The organism is Amycolatopsis sp. NBC_01480, from assembly GCF_036227205.1.
In the GTDB taxonomy this organism is placed as follows: domain Bacteria; phylum Actinomycetota; class Actinomycetes; order Mycobacteriales; family Pseudonocardiaceae; genus Amycolatopsis.
Window position 1 is genome coordinate 2,044,076 of sequence record NZ_CP109442.1, and the last position, 20,253, is coordinate 2,064,328.

Below are 20,253 nucleotides of genomic sequence, written 5' to 3' on the forward strand. Positions count from 1 at the left end.
TCAAGTGAAGTGCGGACGGTCAGGGCGGCGCGGCACCGCCCTGACCGTCACGCGTTGGGCTCGTTACCCGGCCGCCCCGAACCACTGCGCCAGGCGATCGGCCAGCTCCTGCTGATCGTCACCGACCCAGACCACGTGGCCGTCCGGCCGCAGCAGGACCGCGGGCACGTCCAGCTCCTCGCTCACATCGACGACGTGATCCACCCGATCGCCCCACCCGGCCACCGAGAGCCCGCCGGTCTGGTCGAGCAGGAGTCCACGGCCGGCGTGCATCTGCGCGTAGAGCCGGCCCCGCTTCAACCCCACGTCCCGCAACCGTCGCCCCAGCAGGTAGTGGCCTTCGCCGAAGTCGTAACGGATGCCGATCGCGCTGACCCTCTCGATCAGGAACCGGTTGACCTCTTCGAAATCCATCAGCTCCGAAACCAGCCGCCGCACCGCCCGTGCGCCTGGCTCCAGTGACATCAATTCCGATTGCGCCCGCGTATTGTTCAGGACCGAATCGGCGACCGGATGGCGTTCGACCTCGTAACTGTCGAGCAGTCCTTGCGGCGCCCAGCCATGGATCTCGGCCGCCAGTTTCCAGCCCAGGTTGAACGCGTCCTGAATGCCGAGGTTGAGCCCCTGCCCGCCCATCGGCGGATGCGTGTGCGCCGCGTCGCCCGCCAGCAGCACCCGGCCGTCCCGGTAGTGCTCGGCCAACCGGGTCGCGTCGCCGAACCGCGAAAGCCAGCGCGGGGAATGCATACCGAAATCGGTCCCCGCGGTTGCCCGGGTCGCCGCTTTCAGCTCGTCCAGCGTCGGCGGGCGGGTGCGGTCCTCGGCCACGTCCAAGGCGGGCGTGACGAGCCGGTAGCCGCCGCCGGGCAGCGGGCCGGCGCCGAACCCGAGCTGGGTCTTGCGGACCTCCGTCATCACCGCGGTGATCTCGTCGGCGTCGGCGGCCAGCTCGACCTCGGCCAGCAGCCATTCGTGCCGCGCGGACTCACCGGGGAAACCGATCCCGAGCAGCTTGCGCACGGTGCTGCGCCCGCCGTCGCAGCCGACGAGGTAGCGCGAGCGCAGCTGGGTGCCGTCGGCCAGCTCGACCGTCACGCCGTCCTCGTCCTGGCTCAGCCCTACCAGCTCGCACCCGCGCCGCAAATCGGTGCCGACCTCGAGGGCGTGCTCGGTCAGCAGCTTTTCGACGACGGTCTGCGGCAAGCCGAGTATGTGCGGGAACGAGGTGTCCAGGTGCGCCGGCGTCGGCTTGCTGATGCCGGCGAATCCCCCGATCGGGTACTGCGTGCCGACCGCCAGGAACCGCTCGAGCAGCCCGCGCTGATCCAGCACCTCCAGGCTGCGCGTGTGCAACCCCAGCCCGCGAACGATCTCGCTCGGCTCGGCGTCCCGCTCCACCACGACCACGTCCAGCCCCTGCAACCGCAGCTCGGCCGCCAGCATCACACCGGTCGGCCCACCACCGGAAATGATCACGTCGATCACGAAACTTCCCCCGCTTCACACTCGTCTCCACACCGGAACCCCGGCACGCCTCGACGATTGTGCGCCACCGGCGGGGGCTTGCCGCAAGCCCGGTGGTGCGGTATATGTTGGAAATGGCAGGGAGTGGTCCCTGCTTTTTTTGTGCGTTTTGTCCGCCGTATACAGTGGACAGACCACCGCGTCGTGCGGCCACCGCAGGGAAGGCCGGAAGTGGCCGGTCTCAGCCGGCAGTCCCTTGTGGACCTGCCAGCCCGGTGGCCGGAAGGCTGACCCAGCCCCGGGTGAACGGAGAGCGCAGCCGTACCGCCTGGTCGAGGTCTACCCCGACGTCCGGGTGCCGCGAGAGCAGTTCTTCGAGTGCCACCTTCGCCTGGAGCCGGGCCAGGTGGGAGCCCACGCAGAAATGCGGTCCGCTGGAGAAGCCCAGGTGCCGCGGGAACTCGCGGGTGATGTCGAGCCGGTCGGCGGCCGGGCCGAATTCGCGTTCGTCGCGATTGGCCGCGCCGAAGAGCATCAGCACCTTTTCGCCGGCGGGGATCTCGACGTCGTGGAGCACCACCGGGCGGAGCGTGGTTCGCGCGAGGCCCTGCACCGAGCCCTCCATCCGGAGGAATTCCAGCAGCGCGCCCGGGAGCAGATCCGGTTGCCGCAGCAGGAGTTCACGCTGGGCGTGATCGCCGTCGAGCAGGGTCACCGCGTGGGAGATGAGATTGCCGGTGGTGTCGTTTCCGCCCGCGACCATCACGAAGCAGAACCCGAGAATGTCCCAGTCCGTCAACGTTTCCCCGGCCACTTCCGCGGCGGTGAGCGCGCTGATCAGATCATCGCCGGGATTCGCGCGCCGGGCGGTGATCACCTCGGAGAAGTACCCGAACATCTCGGTGACCGCGTCGGCGGCCTTGAGCGCCGCGAGGTCGAAACCGCTGTCCTGCAACGTGGTCAGCGCCGACACCCACGGCCCGAACCGCGCCCGGTCGTGCTCCGGCACGCCGAGCAGATGGGCCAGCACAAAAGTGGGGATACGCGAGGAGAAGTCCCGGTGCAGGTCGACCGGAACGCCGTCGGCGGCCTGCTGCTCCATCGCCGTGATCCGTTCCCGGGCGAACGTCCGGATCATCGCCTCGAGATCGGTCACCCGTCGCGGGGTGAAGCCCTTGCTGACGAGCGCCCGCAGCTGGCCGTGTAGCGGCGGATCCTGCATCACGATCGTCGGGGCGAGCCCGAGTTTCCCGATCTCGTCGGGCAGGAAGGTCAGGCCCTGCGCCGAAGAGAACGTGCCCGGATCGCGTACGGCGTTCCAGACGTCCTCGAATCGGGCCAGGGTCCAGAACGGTGGCGCGGTGTGACGGTGCACCGGATCGTCGTCCCGCAAGCGCCGGTAAGCCGGATACGGGTCGGCCAGGACCGCCTCGTCGAACGGGTCGTAGTAGCTGGCAACGGTCATGGCGCCCCCTTCATCAGGGTTAACGGTCACCGTTATTAACGACAGTGGTTAATATAGCGGCATGCCAAGGTCTGCCACAACCACCAGGGAGCGGCTCCTGAGCGCCGGGGCGCGCCTGTTCGCCCGGCACGGCATCGACGGCGCCGCGACCCGGGACATCGTGGCGCTGGCCGGGCAGGCGAACGACTCGGCCGTGCACTATCACTTCGGCTCCCGGCACGGCCTGCTGACCGCGATCATCGAGCGGCACGTGCGACGCATGGAGGACCAGCGAAAACCCGAGTTGGACGCGCTCGGCCCGGCCCCGGATCTCGGCGCCGTGGTCGCCGCCGTCGTGGGCCCGGTCGCCGCCGAACTCACCCGCGAGGACGGGCGCGACTTCCTGCGCATCATCGCCCAGCTCGCCGGACGCGCCGGCGTCCGCACGCACGAGCTGCCCGACCCGGTCGCGGGAACGGCGCTGGCCGGGCAACTGGCCCTGCTGGAGGACTGCTGCCGCGCGCGACTGCCCGAGCCGGTCGCGCTGGAACGCATCGCCCTCACGATCACCATGCTCACCGCGAGCCTGGCGGACCGCGCGAACCGCATCGACGAACGGCTGCCGGTCCTGCTGGATCACCCGGCCTTCGTCGCCAACCTGATCGCCATGCTCACGGCCGGACTCGAGGCGGACGTCACCCCGGACTGACGCGTCGACTGCCCGCCATCCCCCCTGGTGGTAGCCGCGAGGAGCGCGGGCGGCCCGCCCATCTCCGTCTGCAACATCCCCGGCGCTGACGGCAAGCAAGGTCCGCTGAACCCCGCCGCCGTTACCGGCGGGTGGCGATGTCGAAGGTCTCGACGAGCTCCTCGGCATAACCGCCGAGATCAAGGTCGGGCCGGGCCTCGAGGAGGAACGCCAGGCCGTCCACCGACCGCTGCACCAGCGAGCCCAGCACAAACGGGTCGAACGCCCGGAACACCCCGTCCTCCTGGCCGCGGCGCAGGATCTGTTCCACCGCACCGATCGCGCGCTGGTCTTCGCCGGAGTCGTAGGAGCGGCCGCCGAACTCGTCGCGGAAGCCCAGGAAGATCGACGCCATCGCCTGCATCACCGTCCGGTGCCCGGCGACGAACTCGACGGAGGCACGGACGTAGGCCGCCAGCTGGGCCCGCGCCCCGGTCGCCGCGGCGAGACGTTCGTCCAGGTGCTCCCCGAGCTGCTGGTACACGTGCGCCACCGTCGCCGCCATCAGCTCGTCGCGGCCGGCGAAATGGTAGGAGATCAGCCGGGTGCTGCTCAGCCCACCGCGTTCCGCGATCTTCGCGAAGGTCGTGGCCCGGTAGCCGAGGGCGGCGACGGTGTCGATCGTCGCGGCGATGATCTCCCGCCGCCGGTCCTCCGGGGGCAGCCGCCGCCGGGCCGCCCGGGCGTTTGTCACTGTTATCGGATCCACACCTTCCCTCGCGTCCACTGGCCGACCATGCTAACTTCCGTCTTATTACTTGGCTAGGTAATAAGCTGGAGGTAGCGACGTGACCGATCGTGCTGGCGCCGTTGTGGAGCGAGCCGGCACCGGACGGCTGAAGGCCGCCTGGACGCTCGTTCTACTGGCCCCGATCTGCGCCGAGGCGACGTTCACCGGGATCTCCCTGCCGGCGATCTGGCTGGCTTTTCCTTTGCTGGTACCGATTTACGGGGGTGGGGTGCTGCTGGCACGTGAACTCGTCGTCCGGACCGGCGCGAAGTGGCCCGCGCTGCTGGTCCTCGGCCTCGCCTACGAACTGGCCGAGGACGGCCTCGGGCTACAGGCGCTGACCAGCCCGCACCTCTACACCGCGGCCAGCTGGGGCCGGGTGTTCGGGTTCAACCTCACCTACTGGGAAAGCCAACTCGGCTACCACCTGGTCTTCACCGTGCTCATCCCCGTCACGCTCACCGGCTTGCTGTTCAAACGCCACGCCGGACGCCCGTACCTGGGCCGGTTCGGCCTGATCGGGACGGCGGTCGTGTTCGTCATCGGGGTCGCCCTCGCGCGGCTCGCCATCGCCACCACCGAGGACCCCGGTTACACCACACCGTGGCCGGTGGTCGCCGCACTGCTGGTGATCATCGTGCTGCTCGGCATCCTGGCGCTGCTTGTGCTGCCCCGGCTGCGAATTCCCCGCCCGGCCCCGGTCGCCCGGCTACCGCACCCCGCCGCGCTGGGCGCCCTCGCCGCGCTCGCGCCGATCGTCTTCCTCGGACTGCTGTTCCCGCTCAAATCCAGCGCCGGACATCCCGCGATCGGGCACGGAGCCTGGCTGGCGATCCCCCAGCTGGTCGCGCTCGCGGTCGCCATCGCCGCGGGCTGGCTGGTGGCCCGCTGGTCGGCCACCGGCACGTTCACCGATCACCACCGGATCTGGCTGATCGGCGGCGCACTGGTCGGGCACTCGTTGTTCGCCGTGGCGAGCGGGATCAGCAACGGTCACGTCGTGCTGGCCCCAGTGCTCGGCGTGGTCGTGATCGGCGTGACCGTCCTGCTCCTGGCCCTCCTCGACCGGCGCCTGGGCCGCGCTCGCTGAGGCTCGCTGAAACCGTTGGCGGAGAAGCTTTTTGTCGATCTTTCCGAGCGGCGTGCGCGGGATGCTCTCGACGATGTGACAGCCCTTCGGCGTCTGGACCGGGCCTTTGAGCCGCCGGATCTTCGCCGGCACCGACTACCCGTTCGATATGGGCGTCACCGACCCTCTGTCGCGTTTGGACGGTGCGGGATTGTCGGAGCGGGAGCGGGAAACGTTGCCATGAAAACACAGTCTCACTCATGCATGGCTTGGTATATACTGCTCGGTATATACCGCCGAGCTGAAGGAAGCCAGACCATGCGGGACTTCATAGTCGAACTGACCACCACCATCCCCGAAGGCACCGATCAGTCCGAGGTGGACGCCCGCCGAGCCGCCGAAAACGTGCAGGTCAAGGCTCTGACGGAAAACGGCCACCTGGCCCGCCTGTGGTGGCTGGCGGGCGACTGGCCCGCGGGCCAGTCGCCCGCCAGCATCGGCGTCTGACGCGCCGACGACGAGGCCGACCTCCACGCCAACGTCCTGGGCACCCTGCCACTGCGGCCGTGGATGACCGTCAAGATCACCGCGCTGCGGCCACACCACAACGATCCGGGTCCGGCCTGATCGCTCTGGTCAGAAAACCGTAATGCGCTACCCCGCCTGCGCCCGTCCCGGCGTCACTACGGTCGAGCCGGTAAACAAAGCCGGCGAAAGGGTGTAGCCACAGTGATTTCCGCGCGGCAGGCCGGGAGCCGGATCAGCGTCGCCGGAGCGGTGGTGCTCCGGTACGGCCTGGTGGTCGTGATCGCCTGGATCGGCGCGTTGAAGTTCACCGCTTCGGAGGCGGCGCGGATCCAGCAGTACGTCTCGCACAGCCCATTCCTGAGCTGGACGGGCGAATTACTCGACCCAAAGGCCCTCTCCGCGGTATTCGGCACCACCGAACTCGCCGCGGCGATCTTGATCGCCCTGCGCCCACTACTCCCGCGATCTTCGGCGGTGGGCAGCCTGCTCGCGGCCGGATTGTTCTTGACCACCCTCAGCTTCCTGTTCACCACCCCCGGCATCGGCGACCCAGCAGCAGGCGGCCTGCCCGCCCTCTCACCGACCGGCCAATTCCTGCTCAAGGACATCGTCCTGCTCGGCGCCTCCCTGTGGACCTTGGGCGAGTCCCTGGCGGCCGCCCAACGAAAAGACACCTCAGCCGGCAGCTAATCGGCCGCGATACCCGAAGTTCGCCCGCCGGCCGCGGCGTAACAACGATTGCGTTCCCGCTCCCACAAGGTTTCGTCGTCGAGCTCCTGATACTCGGGCCGCACCCGTCGAGCCATCCGATGGAAACCCGAGTTGGGACGCCCGGTCACCTTGGCGACCACCAGCGCACTCCACAGCGGTTCGTCACGATCGGCGGCCCGGCTGGAAACCTGGTCAAGCGGCGCACTGAGAAAGTCCGGCCGGGTGGCCACGCGTTTCGCGATCTGCGCGTAGCCGATCAGCCCGCCACCAGTAGCCACGCCGTAGAGGATGTCGGCGATACGGTCCACTCGATCAACTTCGAACATTTCGACCATCAGCCCACCGCAATTCGTCATCTCGGCGCGCTCAAGAGCCACGCGCAAGGAAGCCAACAACGCTTCCTCGTCACGCAGCACCAGGTACCTGTTACGACGTCAGCCTCGCCGTTACCGGATTTTCATCGACGGACCGAGGCCAGCAAACCGACTGCGGGAAGGAGGTTTCCGGCGATGCGGCGTTCCTCCGCGTCGCGCATGGCGTTCAGGGCTTCGGGGACAGAGGTGGCGGGTTCGACCCAGACACCGCCGCGGCCGTCGACCAGGCGCCACAGGATGCTCGTGTCCACCACGGTCAGCTCGGAACCGACACGGCTCAACGCCTCCAGCATCGCTGAGCCGCGCTGGAGGTGGTGGTGGCCGGCGACCCAGGCGTCGAGCAGATCATCGGCAGGGACGTCCGCCTGCATCAGGCCCGTGGCGACCAGCATGGCCCGGTTGTCGTAGATGAAGTGCGCGGCGGCGGTGTCCACGCGCTCCCAGGCGAACTCCTCGATGATGATCTGCCCGCCCGGAGCCAGCAGGGTGCCCGCGTGGGCCAGGAGCTCGTCGAGATTCTCGGCGTGGTGCAAGGAACGCGTGAACAACACGACGTCGTACTCGCCGGAAACGTCGCGGAGGTCCGCTTGGACAACGCTGACTCCGAGTTCCTTCGCCGCGGCGACGGCATCGGCATCACGGTCGACGCCGGTGACTTCGTAACCCAGGTCCGCCAAAGCGGCGGCCAAGGCACCGCGGCCGCAGCCGGCCTCGAGAATGCGCGCCGGGGCCGGGGGCAGGAGCGGCGTCAAGTGCGTGAGCGTGTGGGGCACCGCGACAGTGGACAAATTCATTCGTTAACCTTACAACGCGTCAGTTGTGTTCGAAAGATCGGTACGCCGAACGTTTTCCGGAGCAGTGCGTGCCGGCCCGGAAGAATCGCCCGGCGGAATTGCGGCCGAGCCGAGGAACCGGCGAGCACCCGGGAGATCCGGTGCGGCCCGCGCCCATTCCGCAAGAACGGCAAGGTCCGCTTCGACCCCGATACCACCCCGGACCGTCGGAAGCGCGCCCGCGTACACCAGACCCGAGGAGCCGTCCACGGTCACCAGCTGCCCATCCAACGCAGTCAGCGCGCCGGATCCGCACCCGACCACACACGGCACCCCCAGTTCCCGGCAGACCACGGCCGCGTGGGACGTGCTCCCGCCGAGTTCGGTGACCACCGCCTGCGCGACGGCCATGGCCGGGACATCACGCGGATCGGTCGTCCGGCGCGCCAGCACCACGTCGCCTTGTGCGGCAACGGTACCGCCGGCGACCACACCGATCCCGACGCCCGGACCGGCCGGCTTCCCGCGGGCCAGCACCGTCCCGGCCGCCGCCGCACCCGGCTCGATGACCGGCCGCAGCAGCGCGCCGACGTGCTCCACCCGCGCCAAGGCCTCCTCGCGGCTGATCAGCCCCTCCCGCGCCATGGCCACCGCGTGCCGGACCGCCGCCTCCGGAGAACGCTTGGCCACCCGCGACTGCAGCAACCACAACGTGCCCGACTCGACGGTGAACTCGACGTCCTGCACATCTCGGCCGTCCCGCTCCAGGACGCGCACCCACTCGCGGAGTTCCCGGTACGCCCCGGGCAGCACGGCGTGCAGATCGCCCAGCGGCCGGGCGTCGGCCCGGCCGGCCACGAGCTCCTCCCCCTGTCCGCCAGGCAGCCACTCGCCGTAGACCTCGGCACCGCCCCCCACCGGATCGCGGCTGAACACCACACCGGTTCCCGAACGGCCGTCGCGGTTGCCGAAGACCATCGCCTGCACGGTCACCGCCGTACCGGCCTCGTGCCCGAGCCCCTGGCGGGTCCGGTACGCGACCGCGCGCGGCGACATCCACGACTCCAGCACGGCCGTGATCGCCATCCGCAGCTGGTCCCACGGATCGGCCGGCGGCTGTCCGCCGACGACTTCCTCGAACTGCCCGGTGAACCGGCGGCGGGTGTCGGCGCCGTGCGGGCCGAGGGCCGGCTCGATTTCCGGCGTGAGGCCGACGTTGAGCACGGTGTCCATCATCCCGGGCATGCTGACCGCCGCCCCGGATCGCACCGAGAGCAGCAACGGCCGCGGTCCCCGGCCGAACGTGCGCCCGGTCGCCCGTTCCAGGCCACGCACCAGATCCGGCAGCCGGGCCCACACCTGCGCCGGCACTCGCCGCGATTCCCGGTAGTACTGCCGGCACACCTCGGTGGTCACCACGAACGCCGGCGGCGTCGGCGCGCCGAGGGCGACGAACCGGTCGATGCCGGCGGCCTTGCCGCCCAGCAGGTCGCGGTCGCCGCCGGTGCCGCCGTCGAGTGGCAGGAGATCGGTCATTCCGCTCGCCCCGCCGCCGCCTCGTGCGCCCGGACCAGCCCGGTCAGCCCGAGCAGTTCTTCGTGCAGCTCGAACCAGACGGTGTGGTAGCTGTCGACCAGCGGGCTGGTCAGCCAAGCGGGCTCGCCGCCGCGCACCCGGTGCAGCGCCTCGGCGAGCCGGTGCGGGTAGGGCGCCAGCCGGGGCACGAGGCCGACGATCCCGGCCAGATCCTCACAGGCGGCCTCGTGCAATTCGGCGAGCCTGCCGATGACCCGGGCGTCGTAACCGGGGTCGCCGTGGTCGTTGACCGTCGTCTCGTCGATCAGCTGCCAGTCGGTGAAAATCCGCTTGGCGACAGCGTTGTGGACGACGAACCGGTCGTAGGACGCGAGCAGGCCCGACCGGTCCACGCGGTCGCGCTCCGCGGCGAGCTCACGGTCCAGCCGGTCGAGTCCGGCCGGGGTCAGGCGAAACCGCCCGCGTTCTTCGGCGCACCACTCGGGCATCGCGCCCAGCACCTGCCGCAGCGCTCCACTGTGGACGCCGACCGCCGCCGCCAGCTCCCGCTCCGCGGGCAGGCCCTTCAGCTGCAGGGCCCGCAGCACTCGCATTTCCTCGGACATCGGCGTTCTCCACGGTTGCGCGATCGGCAGCGGTCCACCCATCGCCCGTGGCACGTACGCGCCGGCGATGGGTGGACCGCGAAAAACCGAAGTCACCACGGGCGCCGGGTCAGCGAACACGCTTCACCCGGGCGACTTCTCGTAAACGGGTTGATGATCAGTAAGGGCAGCTCATGTTTATCTCCTTAAATAGTCGGGGATCTGCCGGCTCAATGTTCTCCTGCCGACAAGAAAAACGTTAGCAGGAGCCAATAACCGCGGCAAGGTTGTGCGCCATGCGGGCCCGGTTGATTTTGCCGATCCCGGTCTTGGCGACTTCTTCCTTGGCCACCGGGAAAACGCGGCTCACCTGGAGGCCGAACCGCTTCGCGACGTGGTCGACGACGCGCCAGTTCTCCACGTCCGAAGAAAGCCCGGAACGGGAGTGGAAGAAAATCGCCAGTGCGCGCCCGGATCGGTCGGCGCAGGCGACCGTGAAGGACGATTCGACAAAGGGCAGCTCCTCCACCGCGGCTTCTATTTCGTGGCCGTAGTAGGCGACCCCAGCGATGTCGATGACGTCGTCCGCGCGGCCGGTCACCGTGAGCGCCCCGGCCGAGACGAACCCCAGGTCCCCGGTCTTGAACCAGCCACCGTCGTCGAACGACTGGCGGTTCTGCCGCTCGTTGCCCCAGTACCCCGGCGTCACCGGCGAGCCGGCGACTTGCACCCGGCCCACCTCGCCCACCGCTCTCGGCCGGCCGGCGTCGTCGACCACCCGCACGGACACACCGGGATGCGGTTCGCCGAGGCTGACGAACCGATCGTCGTCGCCTCCCCCAGGCGGGAGCACGCAGTCGACCACCCCGGAGGACGTCTCCGACATGCCCCAGCCCGGGTGCATCGCGGTGGGCGGCAGGCCGAACGGGGCGAGCAGCTCGAGGAACCGCCGCGCCACCTTGGGTTTCACCGCCTCACCGCCGTTCATGACGTACCCGAGCGCGCTGAGGTCCCAGGTCTGCGCCGCGATGCGGTCCGCCTGGTCGGCGACCAGGCCGAACGCGAAGTTGGGCGCCCAGGTCGTGTCGCAGCGGTGCTCGCTGAGCCCGCCCGGCCAGCGCAGCGGGTCTTCCAGGACCCAGGAGGTCCTGGCGTGGACCTGGTGGCAGCCGAGCAGGACGTCGCGGGCGTGGAACATGATCAGGCCCCCCACGTGGTCGAGGGGCATCCAGTTGAACGTCCGATTGCGGTGGGACAGCCCGCGCACGAGGGCGGTCGCGGTGGACCGGCTCAGGATGTTGCGCTGCGTCAGCATCACCGCCTTGGGCCGCCCGGTGCTGCCGGAGGTGAGCAGCAACGCGGCCAGGTCGTCGGGCCCGGCCGGCTGGAAGTCCTGCGCGGGCGCGCCGGCCCGGAGCCGATCGGCCGGGCCCAGCCACCGCGCCGCACCCGAGTCCACTGTGGACACCAGCCACGGTTCGCCGCCGACGACGTCGTCCGGCACCACCGCGGAGGAGGCCGCCAGCGGCACCGGGACGAACCCGCCGAGCTGGCACGCCCAGAACACCGCCAGCAGGTCGGGCTCGTCGGCGAGCCGGATGAGCACCCGGTCGCCCGGGGCGACACCCGCGTCCCGCATCCCGCGCAGGATCCGGGCGGCGTCGAGCAAGAGGTCCGAATAGGACAGCACGCGCGGCTGTGGCGCACCCTGCAGGAAGACGATCGAGCCCGCGTCGGTCATCCGCGCGGCCCGGATCAGCGTCTCCGCCAGGTTCCGCATCGGCAGCTCCGGAAGCGGGCCGCCGTGCAGCACGGCGAGCCGGCCGGCCATCAGTTCACGATCCCGAGCGCGAGCGGGAACCGGGGCGTGCCGCCGAGCAGGAAGGCGCCCGCGGACTGCACGATCTGGTCCTGTGCCATCACGTGCTGGCACATGGTTTCCAGGTCCCGGAGCCACCGGTCCATCGGCCCCGGCCGGTAGATCGACGTGGTGGCCAGCAGGTCGTAGAGCCGGCGTACGACGGTCCGGGCCTGCCGCATCGCGGCGAGCCGGGTCAGCATGGTGTCGACGCGCTCGTCCGGCGTGAGGTCGTCGAGCGTCGTGCCGGCCGCCATCCGGTCCCACCGGTGTTCGAGACTGCGATACACCCCGCGCCGGACGGCGGCGAGGTCCATTTCGCACTCGGCGATGGTGCACTGCACGCGGTAGTCCTCGGCCCACCGCCGGCCGGTCATCCGGTTTTCCTTGCTCCGCGCGACATCCCGGGCGTGGTCGAGCGCGGCCCGCGCGACGCCCAGCGCCACCGCGGGCATCTTCCGCATGAGCGCGTCCGTTGCGGCCAGCGGTCCGGTCCGGGTGGGTTCGCCCAGGCTGAACGTGTGCTCCTCCGGCACGAACACGTCGTCGACGGTGTAGTCGACGCTGCCGCTGCCGGCCAGGCCCGTGGCGTGCCAGTTGTCAATCAGCTCGACCTCGCCGGGGCGCACCATCATCACCCGCCAGTACGGCTTCCCGCTCGCGGTGAGCTCCCGCTCGCCGCCAGCGTGGACGAAGGCGCCGGAGGAAACCCAGTCGGCGTGCGCGATCCCGCTCGCGAAGGCCCACCGGCCGGTGAGGCGGTACCCGCCGGGCACCCGGTCCGCCCGCCCCATCGGCGGCAGCATCCCGGCGGCGATCACGTCCAGCGCCGGGAACATCTCCCGCACCGCCGCGTCCGACAGCGCGTACAGGCCCGCGTCCATGCCGATCATCGCGCACCAGCCGGCCGCGGTGTCGCCGGTCGAAAGGACCTCGACGACCTCGACCTGCTGGGCGGACGTCAGGCCGGGACCGCCGAACTCCGCCGGGAAGCCCATCCGGAACACGCCGGTGCCGCGCAGCAGCTCCGCGACATCGGCCGGCAGCCGCCGCTGTCCTTCGATCTCCGCGGACCGCGCGCGCAGCCGCGGCACCACCGCCTCGGCGGCCGCGAGGATCTCCTGCGGACTGTTCGGCACCGTGGTCATTCGCCTCGCCCCTTCCGTTCGCCGGCCGGGACCGGCTCGGCCCGGCTGAGAATTTCTACCGACCCCGTGGTGCCGTCCACCCGGACCCGGTCACCGGTGCGCAGGGCCGTGGTCCCGTCGCCGGTGCCGACGACACAGGGCACGCCGAGCTCCCTGGCCACCACCGCGGCGTGGCTGAGCAACCCGCCGACGTCCACCACCAGGGCGCCGGACAGGAACAGCACCGACGCCCAGCTCGGGTCCGTGGTTTCGCAGACCAGCACGTCACCCGGCCGGACTTCGGCGAAGGTGGTGCTGTCCAGTACGCGGACGGTGCCTTCGGCCACCCCGCCGCTGGCGGCGATGCCCTGCACCGAACCGCGTCCGCCGTCGGCGCGGCGCGGCGCACCCACTTCGACCGGCACCGGGTTTCCGCGCCAGCACGACGGAAGCTCGGTGGCCAGGAACGCCTCGCGCCGCGCTCGCCGCTCCCCGACGATGCTCCGGGCGCCCGCCATCGGCATCGCGGTCAGTTCGTCCACGGTGAAGGAGAAGACGTCCTCGGGATCCGCCAGCACCTCGAGGTCCGCCAGGAGGGTGCCCATCCGGCGAGCCGAGCCACGCGCCACGTCCAGCGCCTGCAGGAAGGCCGCCTTGGCCACGCCCCGCAGCGGAATCCGCGCGGCGGCCAGGGAAAGCACGAACCGCGCCGCCGGGCGCCGCAGCGGGGGCAGCGAGGCGATGAGCGCCCGTTCGGCCGCCACGCGTTCACCGGCCCGCCGCGCGGCCGCGTCCGCCGGGTTCGCCTGCTCGTCGAGAGTCGCGTACTGCTCGGCGAGCTTCAGCACCGGAGCCGGGTCCTCCCGCCACACCCGGCTGGACGCCTCGCCTTCGTGCGGACCGTGGTAACCGTGCTCGGCGAGGAAATCCGCCAGCGTGATCCGGTCGCGCCCCAGCTGCCACAGATCGTGGATCAGGTCCGTCTCGGCGTGCTCGCCCTGGCCGCCCACGACGGCGTTGACCTGCTCCGGGGTCAGGTCCGCTCGCTCGACCAGCGCGGTGAGCCGGTCGTACACGGGCTGGACGCCGACGAACAAGCCGGCGGCCTGCACCCGCAGCATCTCGGTGAACATGGCGCGCGCGTCGAGCAGCGCGGCGAGGGAACCGGCGAGGTCGAGCGTGTCCAGCCGGAGCGTCCACTGCCGCCACCAGTCCTTGACCGGCGCGGTGCGGCGCAGCACGTCGGCTCGGATCGTGGCCTGGGCGTGCGGCATCTTCACCGCGACCACCGGCCGGCGCCGCCGGGTGCTGCGCACCGGAATGCTCGCGGGCAGCTCGCCCAGGAACTGGCGGGCGATCGCGTCCGGCGTGCTGCCGGGCAAGTGCGCGCCCATCCGGCAGAAGAAGTTCACGTTGAGCGCGCCGCGTCCGTGGAACACCGAGATGAGCCGGTCTTCGGCGCGGTCGGGAACGCGGACCTCGCGGCGGGGCAGCGCGCCCACGCGCGCGTAGCTGTCCCGGATGCCGACCTCCACCCCCGGCGCGCACAGCGACCAGCTCAACGGCGTGACGACGCCGGGAAACGCTTCGCCCACGTTGGTGGTGCTCCAGAACGTGTCCGGATCGGACGGCGAGTGCAAGGGGTCTCGCGGCGAGTCGATGAGGGTCATCCGGGTCAGCTCCTAGTCGAGAATCCCGAGCACCAGCGGGTTGCGCGGCGTCCCGCCGAGCAGGAACGCGCCGGCGGACTGGATGATCTGGTCCTGGGCCATGAAGTGCTGGCACATCGTTTCGAGGTCCCGAAGCCACCGGTCCATCGGCGCCGGCCGGTAGATCGACGTGGTGGCCGGCAGGTCGTAGAGCCGGCGCACGATCGCGCGGCAGCGGCGGAAGGCGCTCACCCGGGCCAGCATCGTGTCGATCCGCTCCCCGCGGTCGAGGTCGGACTGGGTCGCGCCGTCCGCCAGCCGGGCCCAGCGGTGGTCGAGGCTGCGGTAGACCGCGTGCCGCACGGCCGCGAGCTCCAGCTCGCACTCGCCGATGACGACCTGCACGCGGTGGTCGTCGGCCCAGCGCTGCCCGGTCATCCGGTTCACCTTGGTGGCGGCCAGCTCCCGCACGTGGTCGAGCGCGGCCCGGGCCGCGCCCAGCGGCACCCCGGGCATCTTGCGCATCTGCAGGTCCGGGGTCGACAGCGGCCCGGTCGGCACCCGCGGCTCCCGGAAGCTGAACGAGTGCGCCTCCGGCACGAACACGTCGACGATCTCGTAGTCGAGGCTGCCGCTGCCGGCCAGACCCGTGGCGCGCCAGTTGTCGATCAACTCGACCTCGTCGGGGCGCACCATCATGACCCGCCACTCCGGCCCGCCGGCGGCGGTGACGTCGCGCTCGCCGTTCGTGTAGGTGTGCGCTCCGGCGAACACCCAGTCGGCGTGGGTGATCCCGCTGCCGAACCCCCAGTGGCCACTGAGCCGGTAGCCGCCGGGGACCCGGTCCGCGCGGCCCGCCGGCGCCAGCATGCCGGCCGTGCTCAGGTCCAGGACCGGGAACATCTCCCGGACCGCGGACTCGGCCAGGTAGTTCGCGAACAGCCCGCTGTCCATGCCGACCATGGCGCACCAGCCGGCCGAAGTGTCCCCATAGGACAGTTCTTCCAGCACCCGCGTCTGCTCCGCCGAGGTCAGCCCCGGCCCGCCGAACTCCGCGGTGAACCCCATGCGGAACACCCCCGTGCCGCGGACCAGCTCCACGACGTCCGCGGGGAGCCGCCGGTCCCGCTCGATCCGCGCCGAGTTCTCCCGCAGCCGCGGCACGATCGCCCGGACCGCGGCCAGGATGCCGGCCGCCGTGCGCGGAACAGTGTCCACTGTGGTCATCGCCGGCCTTATTCCGTGATGCCCACGGCGAACGGGAACTGCGGCGTGCCGCCCAGCAGGTACGCGCCCGCCGACTGCACGATCACGTCCTGGGCCATCACGTGCTGGCACATCGTGGTCAGGTCCCGCAGCCAGCGATCCATGGGCGAGGGCTTGTAGATCGACGTGGTGGCCAGCAGGTCGTACAGCCGGCGGACGATGTCCAGCGCGCCGCGGAACGCCTTGAGCGCCAGCAGCACCGTCTCGACCCGCTCGTGCGGGGTGAGGTCGGCGTAGTCGACGCCGGACTCGAGCCGGCTCCACTTGTGTTCGATGCTGCCGTAGACGCCGTGCCGCATGGTCAGGAAATCCGCCTCGCACGAGCCGAGCTCGAACTGGATGCGGTAGTCGTCGGCCCACCGCTGCCCGGTCATCCGGTTCACCTTGGTGGCGGCGAACTCCCGGACGAAGTCGAGCGCGGCGCGCGCGGCCCCCAGCGGCACGCCCGGCATCTTGCGCATCAGCGCGTCGGGCGCGGACAGCGGGCCCTTGCGGCTCAACGGCTTGCCGAAGCTGAACGTGTGCTCCTCCGGCACGAACACGTCGGCGATCTCGTAGTCGACGCTGCCGCTGCCCGCCAGGCCGGTCGAGTGCCAGGTGTCGATCACCTTGACGTCCTCGGGCCGGACGAGCAGCACGCGCCAGTTCGGGTTGCCGGATTCGGTGCGGTCCTGCTCTCCATCGGTGTAGGTGAACGCGCCGGCGGACACCCAGTCCGCGTGCGTGACGCCGCTGCCGAGGTTCCAGTGCCCGCTGAGCCGGTACCCGCCGGGCACCCGCTCGGCCCGGCCGTTCGGGTTGATCAGGCCGCCGGTGATCATGTCCGGCGACGGGAACATCTCGCGGACCGCGGCCGGTGCGAGGTACGCGGAGTACAGCCCGCTGTCCATGCCGATCATGCCGCACCAGCCCACCGCGGTGTCCCCATAGGACAGTGCTTCGATCACCCTCGTCTGCTCGACGGAGGTGAGGCCGGCCCCGCCGAACTCCTTGCCGAAGCCCATCCGGAACACGCCGGCGCCCCGCACCAGCTCCACGACGTCGGCGGGCAGCCGCCGGTTCTGCTCGATTTCCACCGAGCGGTCGCGCAGTTCGGGGGTGATCGCCCGTACCGCGGCGAGGATCTCTTCGGCGGTGTTCGGAACGGTGCTTTCCGGCGGCGTGGTGTTCGCCGGCCGGGAGTGGAGAATGGTCATCGATCGAGTCCTTGGTCTCGGTGGTGCGGATCAGGGGTTGAACGAGGAGGCTTCGCTGGGGTGCCAGCGCAACGTGGTGGCGTTGTCGACCTGGACGACTCGCCGGATGGTGAAGTGAATGGTGCGGATCGCACCGGGTTCGGCCCGGTCGTGCCAATCGACGTGGCTCTCACCGGTGAGGTGCAGCGTATTTCCGCGGGACCAGTCCAGGAAGAGCAAGCCGCACCGGGGATCGAGCTCGACGTTGCCCAGCGTCATGTAGAACGAGTTGCCGCGGTAGTCCGGCCAGCTGAGCCGCCGGCTCCCGGTGACCGTGACGAACCCGGCCCTCCCACCTCGATGGCTCGCGTCGGCGCCGTGCCCCGAGGCGTGACTCGCGACGAAAAACGTGTCCGCCGAGGCGATCCACTCCCGTTGCCGCTCGGTGAGCTCGGATCCGGCGACCGCTCGCGAACGGGCGGGGTGAGCGTCGGGGGCGAGCTCGCGTTGCTGGATGTACTTGGGACAGTTGCGCAGCACCTGCTCGGTGCGCAGCACCAAACCCTGGCCGTCGCGGTGGATCCGGCCGTTCGCCCGCACGCGCCGGCAGCGCGCCGGGTCGAGGGCGAGCATTCCGCCGGCGCGCGGCACCTCGAACGCGTCCCGCAGCGGATCGCCGTCGGCGGGCAGGCCGGCGATCCGGATCGTGCGACCGTCGACCGGCCTCGCGAACCCCTTGGCACCGGCCAGGATCGTGGCCCAGACCAGGCCGTCGGCGGCCGCGCCCAGCACGAGCAGGCGCCGGCTCGCGATGAACTCGGCGTGCCCGGTCGCGATCTCCGGGCCGAACATCGGCGACCCCCGGCCGGGGCCGCCTTCGCCGACCCGCTGCTGCACCGCCTGCTCCCCCGCGTGCGTGCGGCCGGGGAACCGGTCATTCATCGAGCAGATCCGGTTGCTCGTAAACGATTTCGTCCCACATCGGCTGGAAGCTGAACCAGGCGAGCTGCGGGTCGCCGAAGCCGTCCCGGGCGAGCACGGCCTGGCGTTCGGTCATCGGCTTCACCGGACCGGCCGCGTTGGCGAGCAGCTGCACCTGCGCACAGCTGTCGTAGGTGAAGAACCAGTGCATCGCCTCCTCCAGCGAGCCGCCGACGGTGATCAGCCCGTGGTGGCGCAGCAGCATCGCCCGGTTGCCCGAGATCCGGTCGGCGATGTCGCGGCCCTGCTCGACGCCGATCGCCGGCCCGTCGTAGCCGTCGTAGAGCACCTGGCTGTCGTGGAAGGCGGCGGCTTCCTGGTCGATCGGCTCCAGCAGCCGGCCGAGCGCGCCGAGCGCCCGGCTGTGCGCCGTGTGCCCGTGCGCGATCCCGTCGGCTCCGGGGCAGCGCTGGTGGATCTGCGAGTGGATGGCGAACGCGCTCGGGTTGACCCGGTGCCTGCCCGCGACGACGACGCCGTGGGTGTCCACGCAGATCAGGTCGGCCACCGTTACCCGTTTGAACGAAACGCCGAACGGGTTGACCCAGAACAGATCCGGGTCTTCGGGGTCGCGCACCGAGATGTGCCCGGAGATCCCTTCCCCGAAGCCGTACTTGCCGAACAGCCGGATCGCCGCGGCCAGCCGCTGCTTGCGGTGCCGCCGCTCGTCCTCGGCCGAGGCGAACACCGGCGCGTCCGGGATGGGCAGACCGGTCCTGGTGTCGGCGAGGTGGGCCACTCGTTGCTCAAGCACAGTTTCCTTCTCTCCGCCGGGACTGCCCGGCGAGGACGTCGGTGACGATGTCGTGGCAGCGGTCGACCAGCGACGGGACGCCGAACGTGAAGAAGAACGTCCCGCCCGCGAGGTCGCCGATCGCGTAGATGCCGGGGTTGGTGAGGCTGGTCCCGACCAGCCGGCTGGTGGCCGTGTCGACGCACAGGCCACCGTCGGGGTGCGGAATGGCCAGGCGCTCGTCGAACAGCGAGTTGATCAGCCGCCGCGCGCCCGCCGAAATGCGGTGCGCCGGCGCGTTGACGCCGTTGACCACGTGCCGGACGTCGAACTCGGTGCGGCCGGTGGTGATGCGGAACCCGCCGTCCGCCGAAGCGGCGACGTTCCGCACGCCGCCGAGCACCGTGAGGCGACCGGCGTCGATCAGCCGCAGGAGGGTCTTCGCGCTGCGCGGCGGCATCGGGCAGCAGAGGCTCATCATCGTGCGGAAATGCGGGCCCAGGACGTGCTGACGGACGCCTTCCGGCAGCAGCGGCCACAGGTCCGGACCACACACGTGCACCGCCTGCTGCAGCACCCGCAGCCCGACCCGCCGGCACCCGACGTCGGCCAGCTGCCGGCGCAGCCGCACCTCGGGCGCCTGCTCGTGGACCCCGGAGATCTCCTGCCAGACCTCGTCGAGGTCCGCGCCCGCGGCGGCCAGCTCGACCCGGAGCAGCTCGATCGCGTCGGAGAGCGCGAGCCGGCGGTGCCGCCCGGCGAGCGCGTGCAACCGCTCGGGCACGAAGTGCTTCAGCTCGTAGGAGATCGGCCGCTGCCGCACCGCGGGCAGCACGCCGCGCCGGGACAGCAGGGTGAGCGGCCCGCGGTGCCCGCGGGCTTCGAGCGCGATCAGGACGTCGACGGCGGTCAGCCCGGTCCCGATCACCCCGACGCTCTCGTCCGGATCGATCGCGGCCAGGCTCGCGGAGACCGGGTACGGCTCGCCGACGAAGTTCGGCTTGCCCGTCAGCCCGTAGGTATCGCGCGGTCGACCCCCACCGATCGCGAGCACCGTGTGGTCGCACCGGACGGGCGAGCCCTTCCTGGTCCGCAGGACGACCTGGCCGGCGTGGTGGCGCGCGCCCACCACCGCGTCGCGCACGACCGCGACCCGCCAGCCGCGGGCCCGGAGCCGGGCGATCCCGTCCCGGGCGGTGGCCTCGAGGTACTCGCCGTACACCGTGCGCGGCGCGAATTCCGCGGTGTGGCCCCGTTCCGACAGCCACCGCGCGTAGTGCCCCAGGTCCCCGTGCCGCACCGACATGTCCTCGGCCGGCGAGTTGACCAGGATCACCTCGGCGTCGCGCTGGTAGGCCCGGCCGCGCCACAGCTGCGGCGACGGGTCGAACACCGTCAGCTCGCCGGCGGGGTGAGCGGACTGGGCCAGCGCGTCGACGACGCACACCGAGGACGCACCCGCGCCGACAACCGCGATCTTCACCGGCCACCCCCCTTCTGTCC

Annotated in this window: 18 protein-coding genes and 1 pseudogene; 4 read left to right on the forward strand and 15 right to left on the reverse strand. The window is 70.9% G+C overall.

Going from position 1 to position 20,253, the window contains the following annotated elements:
* Positions 1 to 63: 63 nt before the first annotated feature.
* Both rox and OG371_RS09550 read right to left on the reverse strand, forming a co-directional pair.
* The gene (gene rox / locus OG371_RS09545) at positions 64 to 1,485 is read right to left on the reverse strand and encodes a rifampin monooxygenase (RefSeq protein ID WP_329067668.1); all 1,422 of its coding nucleotides are present in this window, start codon (positions 1,483 to 1,485) and stop codon (positions 64 to 66) included.
* Between the two features lie 220 nt (positions 1,486 to 1,705).
* Positions 1,706 to 2,929, reverse strand: a complete 1,224-nt coding sequence (locus OG371_RS09550) for a cytochrome P450 (protein ID WP_329067669.1) — start codon at positions 2,927 to 2,929, stop codon at positions 1,706 to 1,708.
* Positions 2,930 to 2,990: 61 nt separating this feature from the next.
* Here OG371_RS09550 and OG371_RS09555 point away from each other — a divergent pair, with 61 nt between their 5' ends.
* Positions 2,991 to 3,617, forward strand: a complete 627-nt coding sequence (locus tag OG371_RS09555) for a TetR/AcrR family transcriptional regulator (protein ID WP_329067671.1) — start codon at positions 2,991 to 2,993, stop codon at positions 3,615 to 3,617.
* A gap of 121 nt (positions 3,618 to 3,738) precedes the next feature.
* Here the strand turns inward: OG371_RS09555 and OG371_RS09560 are convergent, their stop codons facing one another.
* Positions 3,739 to 4,350, reverse strand: a complete 612-nt coding sequence (locus tag OG371_RS09560; RefSeq protein ID WP_329067673.1) for a TetR/AcrR family transcriptional regulator — start codon at positions 4,348 to 4,350, stop codon at positions 3,739 to 3,741.
* Between the two features lie 94 nt (positions 4,351 to 4,444).
* On the opposite strand from OG371_RS09560, the gene OG371_RS09565 reads away from it, so the two are divergent.
* From OG371_RS09565 to OG371_RS09575, 3 genes and pseudogenes are all read left to right on the forward strand, one after another.
* Positions 4,445 to 5,476, forward strand: coding sequence for a hypothetical protein (locus tag OG371_RS09565; protein WP_329067675.1), 1,032 nt, complete (start codon positions 4,445 to 4,447; stop codon positions 5,474 to 5,476).
* A gap of 297 nt (positions 5,477 to 5,773) precedes the next feature.
* Positions 5,774 to 6,082 (forward strand): annotated as a pseudogene (locus tag OG371_RS09570) (muconolactone Delta-isomerase family protein).
* A gap of 102 nt (positions 6,083 to 6,184) precedes the next feature.
* Complete coding sequence (locus OG371_RS09575; protein ID WP_329067677.1) at positions 6,185 to 6,673, forward strand: YkgB family protein; 489 nt, start codon at positions 6,185 to 6,187, stop codon at positions 6,671 to 6,673.
* Here the strand turns inward: OG371_RS09575 and OG371_RS09580 are convergent.
* The 12 genes from OG371_RS09580 to OG371_RS09635 all read right to left on the reverse strand — a co-directional run bounded on the left by OG371_RS09580 (position 6,670) and on the right by OG371_RS09635 (position 20,233).
* Positions 6,670 to 7,110 (reverse strand): hypothetical protein, encoded by a 441-nt coding sequence (locus tag OG371_RS09580; protein WP_329067679.1) that lies wholly within the window; start codon positions 7,108 to 7,110, stop codon positions 6,670 to 6,672. The genes OG371_RS09575 and OG371_RS09580 overlap by 4 nt on opposite strands.
* A gap of 41 nt (positions 7,111 to 7,151) precedes the next feature.
* Positions 7,152 to 7,862 (reverse strand): class I SAM-dependent methyltransferase, encoded by a 711-nt coding sequence (locus tag OG371_RS09585; protein ID WP_329067681.1) that lies wholly within the window; start codon positions 7,860 to 7,862, stop codon positions 7,152 to 7,154.
* 9 nt (positions 7,863 to 7,871) lie between these two features.
* Complete coding sequence (locus tag OG371_RS09590; RefSeq protein WP_329067683.1) at positions 7,872 to 9,377, reverse strand: pyruvate, phosphate dikinase; 1,506 nt, start codon at positions 9,375 to 9,377, stop codon at positions 7,872 to 7,874.
* On the reverse strand, positions 9,374 to 9,982 hold the full coding sequence (locus OG371_RS09595; RefSeq protein ID WP_329067685.1) for a hypothetical protein: 609 nt from the start codon (positions 9,980 to 9,982) through the stop codon (positions 9,374 to 9,376). Before OG371_RS09595 ends, OG371_RS09590 begins: the two co-directional genes overlap by 4 nt.
* A gap of 238 nt (positions 9,983 to 10,220) precedes the next feature.
* Positions 10,221 to 11,792 (reverse strand): AMP-binding protein, encoded by a 1,572-nt coding sequence (locus tag OG371_RS09600; protein ID WP_329067687.1) that lies wholly within the window; start codon positions 11,790 to 11,792, stop codon positions 10,221 to 10,223.
* Positions 11,792 to 12,967, reverse strand: coding sequence for an acyl-CoA dehydrogenase family protein (locus OG371_RS09605; RefSeq protein WP_329067689.1), 1,176 nt, complete (start codon positions 12,965 to 12,967; stop codon positions 11,792 to 11,794). Before OG371_RS09605 ends, OG371_RS09600 begins: the two co-directional genes overlap by 1 nt.
* Positions 12,964 to 14,616, reverse strand: coding sequence for a PEP-utilizing enzyme (locus OG371_RS09610; protein ID WP_329067691.1), 1,653 nt, complete (start codon positions 14,614 to 14,616; stop codon positions 12,964 to 12,966). The genes OG371_RS09605 and OG371_RS09610 overlap by 4 nt, the downstream gene beginning before the upstream one ends.
* Positions 14,617 to 14,628: 12 nt before the next feature.
* Positions 14,629 to 15,822 (reverse strand): acyl-CoA dehydrogenase family protein, encoded by a 1,194-nt coding sequence (locus tag OG371_RS09615; protein WP_329067693.1) that lies wholly within the window; start codon positions 15,820 to 15,822, stop codon positions 14,629 to 14,631.
* 8 nt (positions 15,823 to 15,830) lie between these two features.
* Complete coding sequence (locus tag OG371_RS09620; RefSeq protein ID WP_329067695.1) at positions 15,831 to 17,057, reverse strand: acyl-CoA dehydrogenase family protein; 1,227 nt, start codon at positions 17,055 to 17,057, stop codon at positions 15,831 to 15,833.
* Between the two features lie 30 nt (positions 17,058 to 17,087).
* Complete coding sequence (locus OG371_RS09625) at positions 17,088 to 17,978, reverse strand: pyridoxamine 5'-phosphate oxidase family protein (RefSeq protein WP_329067697.1); 891 nt, start codon at positions 17,976 to 17,978, stop codon at positions 17,088 to 17,090.
* Entirely contained in the window at positions 17,971 to 18,771 is an 801-nt protein-coding gene (locus tag OG371_RS09630; protein ID WP_329067699.1) for a class II aldolase/adducin family protein, read from the reverse strand. The genes OG371_RS09625 and OG371_RS09630 overlap by 8 nt, the downstream gene beginning before the upstream one ends.
* Positions 18,764 to 20,233, reverse strand: coding sequence for an FAD/NAD(P)-binding protein (locus OG371_RS09635; protein WP_329067701.1), 1,470 nt, complete (start codon positions 20,231 to 20,233; stop codon positions 18,764 to 18,766). Before OG371_RS09635 ends, OG371_RS09630 begins: the two co-directional genes overlap by 8 nt.
* Positions 20,234 to 20,253 lie beyond the last annotated feature (20 nt).

Excerpts from the sequence above, each read along its gene's own strand:
- OG371_RS09625 (WP_329067697.1), bottom strand. The coding sequence starts at position 17,978 with ATGAATGACCGGTTCCCCGGCCGCACGCACGCGGGGGAGCAGGCGGTG.
- OG371_RS09615 (WP_329067693.1), bottom strand. The coding sequence starts at position 15,822 with ATGACCACAGTGGACACTGTTCCGCGCACGGCGGCCGGCATCCTGGCC.
- OG371_RS09550 (WP_329067669.1), bottom strand. The coding sequence starts at position 2,929 with ATGACCGTTGCCAGCTACTACGACCCGTTCGACGAGGCGGTCCTGGCC.
- OG371_RS09620 (WP_329067695.1), bottom strand. The coding sequence starts at position 17,057 with ATGACCATTCTCCACTCCCGGCCGGCGAACACCACGCCGCCGGAAAGC.
- OG371_RS09585 (WP_329067681.1), bottom strand. The coding sequence starts at position 7,862 with ATGAATTTGTCCACTGTCGCGGTGCCCCACACGCTCACGCACTTGACG.
- OG371_RS09610 (WP_329067691.1), bottom strand. The coding sequence starts at position 14,616 with ATGACCCTCATCGACTCGCCGCGAGACCCCTTGCACTCGCCGTCCGAT.
- OG371_RS09600 (WP_329067687.1), bottom strand. The coding sequence starts at position 11,792 with ATGGCCGGCCGGCTCGCCGTGCTGCACGGCGGCCCGCTTCCGGAGCTG.
- OG371_RS09590 (WP_329067683.1), bottom strand. The coding sequence starts at position 9,377 with ATGACCGATCTCCTGCCACTCGACGGCGGCACCGGCGGCGACCGCGAC.
- OG371_RS09595 (WP_329067685.1), bottom strand. The coding sequence starts at position 9,982 with ATGTCCGAGGAAATGCGAGTGCTGCGGGCCCTGCAGCTGAAGGGCCTG.
- OG371_RS09605 (WP_329067689.1), bottom strand. The coding sequence starts at position 12,967 with ATGACCACGGTGCCGAACAGTCCGCAGGAGATCCTCGCGGCCGCCGAG.
- OG371_RS09555 (WP_329067671.1), top strand. The coding sequence starts at position 2,991 with ATGCCAAGGTCTGCCACAACCACCAGGGAGCGGCTCCTGAGCGCCGGG.